The following is a 9,864-nucleotide window of genomic DNA, read 5'->3' on the forward strand; positions in this document are numbered from 1 at the left end:
CGTGAATATTGGTGGTTTGCAGCTACAGCAGCCCGATTTCGTTCAGCGGTTGCAAGCCATGTTGGCGACACATCCGGATGTGCGTCCTGAAAGCTTAGAGCTGGAGGTGCTGGAAACCAGTGCATTGCAGGACATTGTGAAAGTGTCCGCGGTCATGCGGGACTGTCAGGCGATTGGTGTCAGCTTTGCGCTCGATGATTTTGGTACCGGTTATTCTTCGTTGACCTATCTGAAGCACTTACCGGCCGCGGTGCTAAAAATCGATCGCTCCTTTGTGCGTGATATGTTGGATGACCCCGATGATCTGGCTATTCTTGAAGGCATTATGGGGATGTCTTCGGCCTTCCGTCGTCAAGTCATTGCTGAAGGTGTAGAGCATATCGAACATGGCGCAATGTTACTGCAACTGGGTTGTGAGTTGGGGCAGGGGTACGCGATCGCTAAACCGATGCCAGCGGATGCGGTGCCTGGCTGGATGGCTCAATGGCAACCGCCGAAGGTCTGGCAGCGTCAGCAGCGAATCAGTCGTGATGACCTGTCGTTACTATTTGCAGCCATCGAGCATCGTGCCTGGGTCAGGGCTATTGACCGTTATGTGCATTCTGACGATCAGTTTGTACCGCCACTGGATCCCTGCGAGTGTCGTTTTGGTCAGTGGTTGTACAGTGAAGGGAATCAGCGATATGGCGGCTCAACACTGTTTGAGGAGATTATCGATCTGCACAAGCAGGTACATCGGTGTGGTGAAGAGGTTTGTCTGCACGGAGCGTCAGGAGACATGCAAGCGGTCTCGAAGGCTCAGGATGAATTGAATGATCTCAGTGATGACTTACTGAGCTGTCTGGGTGTGTTGCTGAATGATTATGCCATCGGCCATCTGGCCAATATGGAGCAGCCTGTCAGCGGCGATTAACACTCATATCCGCGTCGACCTCCGAGAAGCGTTTTAGGTCTTTCAGGAGGTGTCGCGGATCTGTCAGAGATAATGTGTGGAGCATTGTGCAGGTGGCTTATTTAAGGCCTTCCTGTACTGCCCATACTGCGACTTCTACACGTGAGCGCAGGTTCAGTTTCTTCAACAGGTGTTTCACATGCACTTTTACGGTGCCTTCAGTGATGCTCAGTTTGCGGGCGATCAGTTTATTTGGCAGGCCCGCAGCAATCAGTTTAATGATCTGTTTCTCGCGCGGTGTCAGGCTGCTGATGTCCGGCCCTTTGGACGCTGTACGTTTGCTTTGAAGCGCTTGCGCGAGCAGGGTCGTCAGGCGTTCGCTAATGACCATTTTCCCGGTTGCCGCCTGATTCAGGTTGCTCAGTAACTCCTCCGGTTCCATATCTTTCAGCAGGTAACCGTCGGCACCGGCTTTGAGGGCTGCGACCACGTCTTCTTCGTTGTCTGAAACCGTAAACACGACCACACGCGAGCTGACGCCATCGTCGCGCAGCATCTTCAGCGTTTCAATGCCGTTGATCTCGGGCATATTGAGATCCAGCAAGATCAGGTCAGGTTCGTGCTTCAGCGCTTGTGCTAATCCTTCGTGGGCGTTGCTGGCTTCGGCGACCACTTCCAGATCGGTATCCAGTTCGATCAGCTGTTTAACACCTTTACGTAGCAGCGGGTGGTCGTCGATCAACAGGATCGATGCCTTGCTACCTTGCTCACTGCTTATGTCACTCATAAAAAATCCTGCTACTTATCTCTGTTTAGGGCGGAAGCGCATCATGACCTGAACACCACCGCCGTCGCGGTTGTTGACCGATAGGTCGCCGTTCAGTGTGCTGGCGCGATCACGCATAATCACCAGACCATAATGGTTAGTGAGGTCTTTGTCATCGGGTAAACCGATACCATCGTCTTCAATGCAGACTTCAACCTGTTCACCGGGCTGCATAACATGGACGGATACCTCGCTGGCCTGACTGTGTTTGACCACATTGGCAAGGGCTTCACGGACCAGCTGCAATACATGCACCTCTTCGTTCGGACTGAGGCTCTGGTGACGCAAGCTGTACTTCAGCCCGATATCGAGGTGCAGTCGTTCGGAGAACTCTTTGATCGTAGCTTCCAGTGCGGGCTTCAGGCCGGGCTGATCCAGTGTCAGTCGGAACGTGGTGAGCAGTTCCCGCAACTGACGATAGGCGTTATTTAATCCCTCTTTCAGCTCATTGGTCACATCATCAATCTGGCTTTCATCCGCGTGTTTTTTACGCAAAATCTGCAGACGGCTGACCTGCATCTTCAGATAGGAGAGGGATTGTGCCAGAGAGTCATGAAGTTCACGGGCAATCACTGCACGCTCTTCCATCAGGGACATCTGCTGTTCTTTCTCGGCCTTCAGTTCAAGCGAGAGCACCGTGCCAAGGTTCTCCACCAGTGTGGTGAGCAGACGGATCTGTTCGTTCGACGGTGGGGTGTCCGGGTTGAACTCAACGATAAATTCACCGAAATACGCTTCGCGGGTCTGAATTGGGATGCTTAAAGTGTCACGCACCTTGCTATCCATACGCGATACCAGGCAGACGTCACAGCTCTGGTTAGCGCAATCATCCGGGCGTTCCAGAAGCTGAGTGGTTAGGGTGCGATAGCTGTTGCGTTGGTTCGGCTCACACAGGGTGACACGGACCGGGCCTACCGGAATCACTTCTTCCAGCTTTTTCATGACCGGCATCAGGCGTCGACAGATATCTTCATCGCGGTTAAAGCGGCGGGTGGCTTCGTAAAGTAGTTGCAGGGATTCATTGGTGTTACGCAGCTGCGCGGTTTTTTTCTGCACCCGGTTTTCAAGGTCGGTATAGGTTTTGGACAGCTCTTCGGCCATATGGTTAAAAGTCGTGCCGAGCAGGCCCAGTTCATCATCGCTCTGGTAGTACACCCGGGCATCCAGATTTCCTTGCCCCGCCTTTTTGGCGGCATCCAGCAGTTGGGCCAGCGGTTCTACAACGTTACTTTTGATGTCGTACATGGCGATGAAGATGATCAGGATGGTCATAAACAGGCTGATGCCTTGTACCAGGCTGAGCAGCTTGATCTTGGATTCGGTGCTTTCCTCCAATAGCTGTACCAGATGATCGATCTTGGGGACAAATTCTTCGAAACGGCGCAGGTATTCGGTATTTCCGCGTGGAGCTGCCTGGATTGCGATGGTCAGAGCGGGGGCGAGTTCATTTTGCCATTCATCGATCAGGCTCTCATAGAACTGTCGCTGATTGTGTTCGCTGTCGCTGGGAATAACGTTCGCTAGTTTAGGGCTTTTGATGCGTTGTTCGAACTCATCCAGTGAATTTTGTACTTTCTGTAGGGTATTTTCCGATGCGTGAATTTCGTGCTGTTGGGTTTCAGCCACAATGCGGTAGGACATCATTCGTAATGAGCCGGCCAGGTTGATACCCGCAGCATCACCCTGTGTACTTTCAGCAACAATGACCGAGCTGATCATGCTGATCAACGCCATCAGACTGATGGCAAACATGGCAGTGCCAAGGCGGGTGATGATCGATTGGTTGAGGAAATTCATAGCTAAGCCCCGTGATTGACTGGCGGTACTCATAAAGAACCAGTCGCTGAAAAGCGTTTTCTTACGCCTTATACTAAAGTCCACAAATTATCAGCTAAAACAGCAGCTTACAAAGGAAATAAGAGGTACCACTAAGGAGGTATTTCCATAAAACCGCCATCTTTTCAGTAAGTTAGAACTTGATTCGGATCAATACCCGGATGCTCTGTGAGGGATAGGTTTTGACTTAACGCAAGTTCAAACACCTTCGAGATTGTGATGGCCCAGGATACTCAAAAGCAAATATCAGCACTGATTATGAGCACATTGATGTTCGCAGGGTGCTTTGTTGTCTGGACGTTGATCTCGGTAATCGGTGTACAGATCAAGTATGAACTGCAGTTGAGCGAGACCGAATTCGGTTTTTTGGTAGCGACACCGATCCTGAGTGGTGCGCTGGCGCGTTTGCCAATGGGGATGTTGGCAGAGCGCTATGGTGGTCGCCAACTGATGACCGGCTTGGTGTTGCTGGTCAGTATCCCGCTATACGCCTTCTCCTACGCTGAAACTTACTGGCAGTATCTGGCGCTGGGTCTTTGCATCGGTATGGCTGGCAGTAGTTTTGCCATCGGTATCCATTATGTGTCTGCCTGGGCTTCCCGTGACAACCAGGGGTTAGCCATGGGTATCTTCGGTGCCGGTAATCTGGGTGCTGCGCTGACCAACCTTGTGGCACCGTTGATCATTATCGCTTACGGCTGGCGCATGGCACCGGTGGCGTACGCTTTCGTGCTGGTGTTGCTGGGGCTGCTGTTCTGGCTGCTGACTCAGGACGATCCGGTACATCAGCGCCGCACGGAGCAGCAGAGCGAACCTAAGCTGAAGCAGCTGTTTATCCCACTGCTTGATCTGCGTGTATGGCGTTTCGGTCTCTACTATTTCTTCGTATTTGGTGGCTACGTGGCCCTGACCTTGTGGTTGCCTGAATACTACGTCACTCAATATGGACTGGATCTGAAAACCGCGTCCTTCCTGACCCTGCTGTTCACTGTGCCCGGTGCGTTAACCCGGGTCATCGGTGGCTGGTGTGCGGATCAGCTGGGCGCCCGCCGGGTGAACTGGTCGGTTTTCTGGATCTGTCTGATCTGTCTCTTTTTCCTTTCCTATCCACCTACAACCATGACTATCCATGGCACTGAGCAAGACATGACGTTTCTGCTCGAGATGCCGGTCTGGATGTTTACTGTACTAGTGATGATTGTGGGTGTGGCAATGGGATTTGGCAAAGCCAGCGTGTTTCGCATGGTGTACGACTACTACCCCGATCGAATGGGGACAGTAGGCGGCGCTGTCGGGCTGCTGGGAGCGATTGGTGGTTTTGTACTACCGATCAGTTTTGGTCTGGTTACAGACCTGTTTGGGGTTCGTAGCTCCTGCTTCATGTTGCTTTACGGTCTGCTGGCGGTATGCATGGTCACCATGTATTACGGCATCAGCAAACAGGACCAGAAGCAGCGTCTGCAGGAGGCGATCCAGAATAACTTTCTGAAAGAGAACCTGGACGCTTAGGATGGCGGACACCCGGGGGGCCGGTTTAGGTTTGAAGAGATCAGAAAGTGCCATTTGAACACATATAAGAGGATGGGAAGTGCATTCCTGTTCTGCTCTAAGCCTGGAGAATCAGTTATGTCTGATCTACGCACGTGGGATGTCGAGGACACCAAGTTCTGGGAATCCGAAGGCAAGAAGGTGGCGAACCGAAATCTGTGGATCTCGATCCCCAGCTTGCTGAGTGGTTTCGCCGTATGGTTGTACTGGGGCATTATCACAGTACAGATGTTGAACCTCGGTTTTGGCTTTGAAAAAGCTGAGCTGTTTACTCTCGCGGGTATTGCCGGTCTGACCGGTGCAACGCTGCGTATCCCGAGTAGTTTCTTTATTCGTATCGCGGGTGGTCGAAACACCATCTTCTTCACCACGGCCCTGTTGATGTTGCCAGCTGCGGGTGCAGGTTTTGCCTTGCAGGATAAAGATACGCCATTGTATGTGTTCCAGATCCTGGCGTTCCTGTCCGGTATTGGTGGTGGTAACTTCGCATCGTCCATGTCCAACATCAGCTTCTTCTTCCCGAAACGTCAGCAGGGTCTGGCGCTGGGTCTGAACGCAGGTCTGGGTAATGCAGGTGTAACCACCATGCAGATTCTGATCCCACTGGTGATGACATTTGGTATCTTCGGTGGTGAACCGATGATTCTGGAAAACACCTCCGGTACGCTGATCGGTAAGATCCCTGCAGGTTCTGAAACCTACATCCACAATGCTGGCTTTGTGTGGCTGCTGCTGTTGATCCCTCTGGCGATTGCGGGTTGGTTCGGCATGAACAACATCCGTACCGAAGCGGTATCGCCTGATATCGGTTCTCCTGCAAGTGCGATGGGTAAAATCACCGGCCTGCTGCTGATCGGTTTCTTCACCGCAGCCTGTGGTCTGTATGTGATTCTGCCTGCACCACTGGGTATGGGTGCACCGGGCTGGGCTAAATGGCCTGTGATCGCGGGTATCCTCTTCAGCACCATCATGCTGATGAAGATGATCCCGGGTGACATTCGTCCGAATCTGCAGCGTCAGTTCAAGATCTTCGAAAACAAGCACACCTGGGTAATGAGTGTTATCTACACCATGACTTTCGGTAGCTTTATCGGTTACTCCGCTGGTTTTGCACTGGCGATCAAAGTGGTATTCGGTTACCAGCACCTGATGGTGGATGGTGTTCTGACACACGAAACTGTGAACGCGAACGGACCGTCTGCTCTGATGTACGCTTGGATGGGACCATTTATCGGCGCGTTGATCCGTCCTGTGGGCGGTTGGATTGCGGATAAAGTCGGTGGTGCTAAAGTGACTCAGTACGTTGCTATCGTAATGATCGCAAGAGCACTGGGCGTAGCTTACTTCCTGAAAGCGGCTTACCAGTCTGCAACTCCGGAAGAGTTCTTCGTACCCTTCCTGATCCTGTTCCTGGTGCTGTTCGCAGCAACTGGTATCGGTAACGGCTCCACTTTCCGTACTATCGCAATGGTATTCCCGAAAGAGCAGGCAGGTCCTGCACTGGGTTGGACTTCTGCGGTAGCGGCTTACGGTGCCTTCCTGATCCCTAAAATCTTCGGTGAGCAGATCAAGCTGGCAACTCCAGAAGTTGCACTGTACGGCTTCGCGGTATTCTACGCGGTATGTCTGGTACTGAACTGGTGGTACTACCTCGGCCCTAAAGCTGAGTTCAAAAACCCTTAAGATATTTCTCCCTTAGGTGTTTTGACGGGGTCTTCGGACCCCGTTTTCGCGTTTTTGACCATTGTGGATGGTCGTGCGTGAGTTGTGTTGGGTATCGCTTTGCTCAACCCAACCTACGAAGACTGCGGGTGTACCTTTCCTGTAGGTTGGGGCGAGTGCAGCGATAACCAGCATTCGCTACGCAGTCTGCAGTCGGCTTGTTGTCGGTTGGGTCGAGCGTAGCGATACCCGGCGTTTGCTACGCAGTCTCCCGTAACCTTGTTGTAGGTCGGGTCGAGCAAAGCGATACCCAGCATCCCAAAACAGGTCCCTTTTTCAGGTGGGATATCAGCGCAATATCCGCTGTTCTTGTCTTCCCCGCGTCGCCTGTTGAAGTGGTACCCATTAAGAACTCCCGCTACTCCCTTACTTACCCCCTGGTTCTTCTAGTCTCTAAAAAACCTTTTTAAATCAGAAGGTTAAGTCGCCAATTCGATATACCTCTTTGGTGGTAACTCGTTGATTAACAAGGTTTTTGCGCATTTTGGATGTTGATCTGGGTCAACAGTCTCCGGCTGATAGTGGCGTAACTTGGTTCTCACAGTAAACGCAGATGGACTGCACGGACGCAGATAAATCTGTAACAGACCAGCCGTCATCCGGTTGTTGGGGTGGCCCGATCCTTGAGCAGATCAGGTTATTGCACACCGGGTAAAACCGCCGAGTCCATCCAAGATGGGCTCAGTCCTGACCAAGGGGTTTCAGGAGATAAGACATGAGCCATTTGCTTGATCGATTAAAATATCTGAAAAAACAAAAGCCCGAGAGCTTCTCTGGCGGTCATGGCCAGACCACCGATGAAAGTCGTGATTGGGAAGACGGTTATCGCCAGCGTTGGCAGCACGATAAAGTCGTGCGTTCGACTCACGGCGTAAACTGCACCGGCTCTTGTAGCTGGAAAATCTACGTGAAAAACGGTCTGATCACCTGGGAAACCCAGCAGACTGACTACCCACGTACACGCCCGGATCTGCCAAACCATGAACCACGTGGCTGTCCACGTGGCGCGAGTTACTCTTGGTACATCTACAGTGCCAACCGTTTGAAGTACCCAACTGTCCGTAAACGCCTGTTGAAGCTGTGGCGTGAGGCGAAAGCCCGCAATAGCGATCCGGTGGCGGCATGGGCATCGATTGTAGAAGACGATGCGAGAGCGAAGTCCTACAAGTCTGTTCGTGGTCAGGGTGGTTTTGTACGTTCGAGCTGGGATGAAGTTAACGAGATCATCGCTGCGTCTAACACTTACACGATTAAAGAGCATGGTCCTGACCGTGTGATTGGCTTCTCTCCAATCCCGGCAATGTCCATGGTCTCTTATGCAGCTGGTGCGCGTTACCTGTCTCTTATTGGCGGTGCTTGCCTGAGCTTCTACGATTGGTACTGTGACCTGCCACCTGCATCTCCGATGACCTGGGGTGAGCAGACCGACGTACCTGAATCGGCTGACTGGTATAACTCCAACTACATCATCGCTTGGGGTTCTAACGTACCTCAGACCCGTACCCCGGATGCTCACTTCTTCACAGAAGTGCGTTACAAAGGTACGAAGACCGTCGGTATCACACCGGATTACTCCGAAGTTGCGAAACTCTGTGACCTGTGGCTGAACCCGAAACAGGGTACAGATGCTGCACTGTCGATGGCATTTGGTCATGTCATCCTGAAAGAGTTCCACGTTGATAACCCAAGCCAGTACTTCACCGACTACGTGCGTAAAACCACGGATATGCCGTTCCTTGTAGAGCTGGAAGCGCGTGAAGATGGCAGTTACGCTGCAGGTCGGTTCACTCGTGCATCCGACTTTGATGCGGGCCTCGGACAAGACAACAACCCTGAATGGAAAACAGTCGCCTTTGATGAGCAGAGCAACAGCTTTGTTGTACCAAACGGTTCTATCGGTTTCCGTTGGGGTGAAAAAGGTAAGTGGAACACTGAAGAGAAAGAAGCAAGCGAAGGCCGTTCAACTACGTTGAAACTGTCGTTGCTGGATAGCCATGATGAAGTGGTGTCTGTTGGCTTCCCTTACTTCGGTGGTGAAGAAAACGAATACTTCACCAACAACAAGTTTGCAGACATTGTGCATCACAACCTGCCGGCGAAACGCATCAAAACAGTCGATGGCGAAAAACTCGTCGTGACCGTGTATGACCTGATGCTGGCGAACTACGGTATTGACCGTGGTCTGGGTGGTGACTTTGTTGCAACTTCCTACGACGACAACGCGCCTTACACCCCTGCATGGCAGGAGCCGATTACCGGTGTTAAACGCGATGTGGTGATCCAGGTTGCACGTGAATTTGCTGACAACGCCAACAAGACCAAAGGTCGCTCCATGGTCATCGTCGGTGCCGGTATGAACCACTGGTATCACATGGACATGAACTACCGTGGCCTGATGAACATGCTGATCATGTGTGGTTGTGTCGGTCAGTCTGGTGGTGGTTGGGCACACTATGTAGGTCAGGAAAAACTGCGTCCACAGTGTGGTTGGTTGCCTCTGGCATTCGGTCTTGATTGGCAGCGTCCACCACGTCACATGAACGGTACTTCCTTCTTCTACAACCACTCTAGCCAGTGGCGTTATGAGAAGCTGGACGTTGATGAGATCCTGTCTCCGTTGGCTGATAAGTCCAAGTGGACCGGCAGTCTGATCGACTACAACGTACGTGCAGAGCGTATGGGTTGGTTGCCATCTGCGCCTCAGCTGGGTACTAACCCACTGGAGCTGACAAAAGCGGCAGAAGCTGCGGGCAAATCACCACAGGATTACACGGTTGAACAGCTGAAATCCGGTGCGTTGAGCTTCGCATGTGAAGATCCGGATAACCCGAAAAACTTCCCGCGTAACATGTTTGTATGGCGCTCTAACCTGCTGGGTTCCTCCGGTAAAGGTCACGAGTACCTGCTGAAATACTTGCTGGGTACAAACCACGGTCTGATGAACAAAGATCTGGGTGAAGACAACGGTAAGAAGCCGGAAGAAGTGATTTGGAATGACAAGGGCGCTGAAGGCAAGGTTGACCTGCTGGTAACGCTGGAC

General features: G+C 52.1%; 6 protein-coding genes. 4 read left to right on the forward strand and 2 right to left on the reverse strand.

Annotation, left to right across the window (positions count from 1 at the left end):
* Positions 1-913 (forward strand): EAL domain-containing protein (locus tag ABYW01_RS06865; RefSeq protein ID WP_372831746.1); only part of this gene is annotated, 913 nt, incomplete at its 5' end.
* A 97-nt stretch (positions 914-1,010) separates the two neighbouring features.
* Here ABYW01_RS06865 and narL read toward each other — a convergent pair.
* Both narL and ABYW01_RS06875 read right to left on the reverse strand, forming a co-directional pair.
* A complete protein-coding gene (narL, locus tag ABYW01_RS06870) occupies positions 1,011-1,679 on the reverse strand; it encodes a two-component system response regulator NarL (protein ID WP_372831747.1) in 669 nt (222 codons plus the stop codon).
* Positions 1,680-1,694: 15 nt separating this feature from the next.
* Entirely contained in the window at positions 1,695-3,515 is a 1,821-nt protein-coding gene (locus ABYW01_RS06875; protein ID WP_372831748.1) for a type IV pili methyl-accepting chemotaxis transducer N-terminal domain-containing protein, read from the reverse strand.
* Positions 3,516-3,812: 297 nt separating this feature from the next.
* Here ABYW01_RS06875 and ABYW01_RS06880 point away from each other — a divergent pair, with 297 nt between their 5' ends.
* From ABYW01_RS06880 to ABYW01_RS06890, 3 genes are all read left to right on the forward strand, one after another.
* Positions 3,813-5,063, forward strand: coding sequence for a nitrate/nitrite transporter (locus ABYW01_RS06880; RefSeq protein WP_372831749.1), 1,251 nt, complete (start codon positions 3,813-3,815; stop codon positions 5,061-5,063).
* A gap of 117 nt (positions 5,064-5,180) precedes the next feature.
* Complete coding sequence (locus ABYW01_RS06885; protein ID WP_372831750.1) at positions 5,181-6,785, forward strand: antiporter; 1,605 nt, start codon at positions 5,181-5,183, stop codon at positions 6,783-6,785.
* 754 nt (positions 6,786-7,539) lie between these two features.
* The coding region (locus ABYW01_RS06890) for a nitrate reductase subunit alpha (RefSeq protein ID WP_372831751.1) at positions 7,540-9,864 on the forward strand (2,325 nt) is incomplete at its 3' end.

The organism is Pontibacterium sp., assembly GCF_041587635.1.
Lineage (GTDB): Bacteria > Pseudomonadota > Gammaproteobacteria > Pseudomonadales > Balneatricaceae > Pontibacterium.

Coding starts and splice junctions, on each gene's coding strand:
- ABYW01_RS06875 (WP_372831748.1), bottom strand. CDS start 3,515: ATGAATTTCCTCAACCAATCGATCATCACCCGCCTTGGCACTGCCATG.
- narL (WP_372831747.1), bottom strand. CDS start 1,679: ATGAGTGACATAAGCAGTGAGCAAGGTAGCAAGGCATCGATCCTGTTG.
- ABYW01_RS06880 (WP_372831749.1), top strand. CDS start 3,813: ATGAGCACATTGATGTTCGCAGGGTGCTTTGTTGTCTGGACGTTGATC.
- ABYW01_RS06885 (WP_372831750.1), top strand. CDS start 5,181: ATGTCTGATCTACGCACGTGGGATGTCGAGGACACCAAGTTCTGGGAA.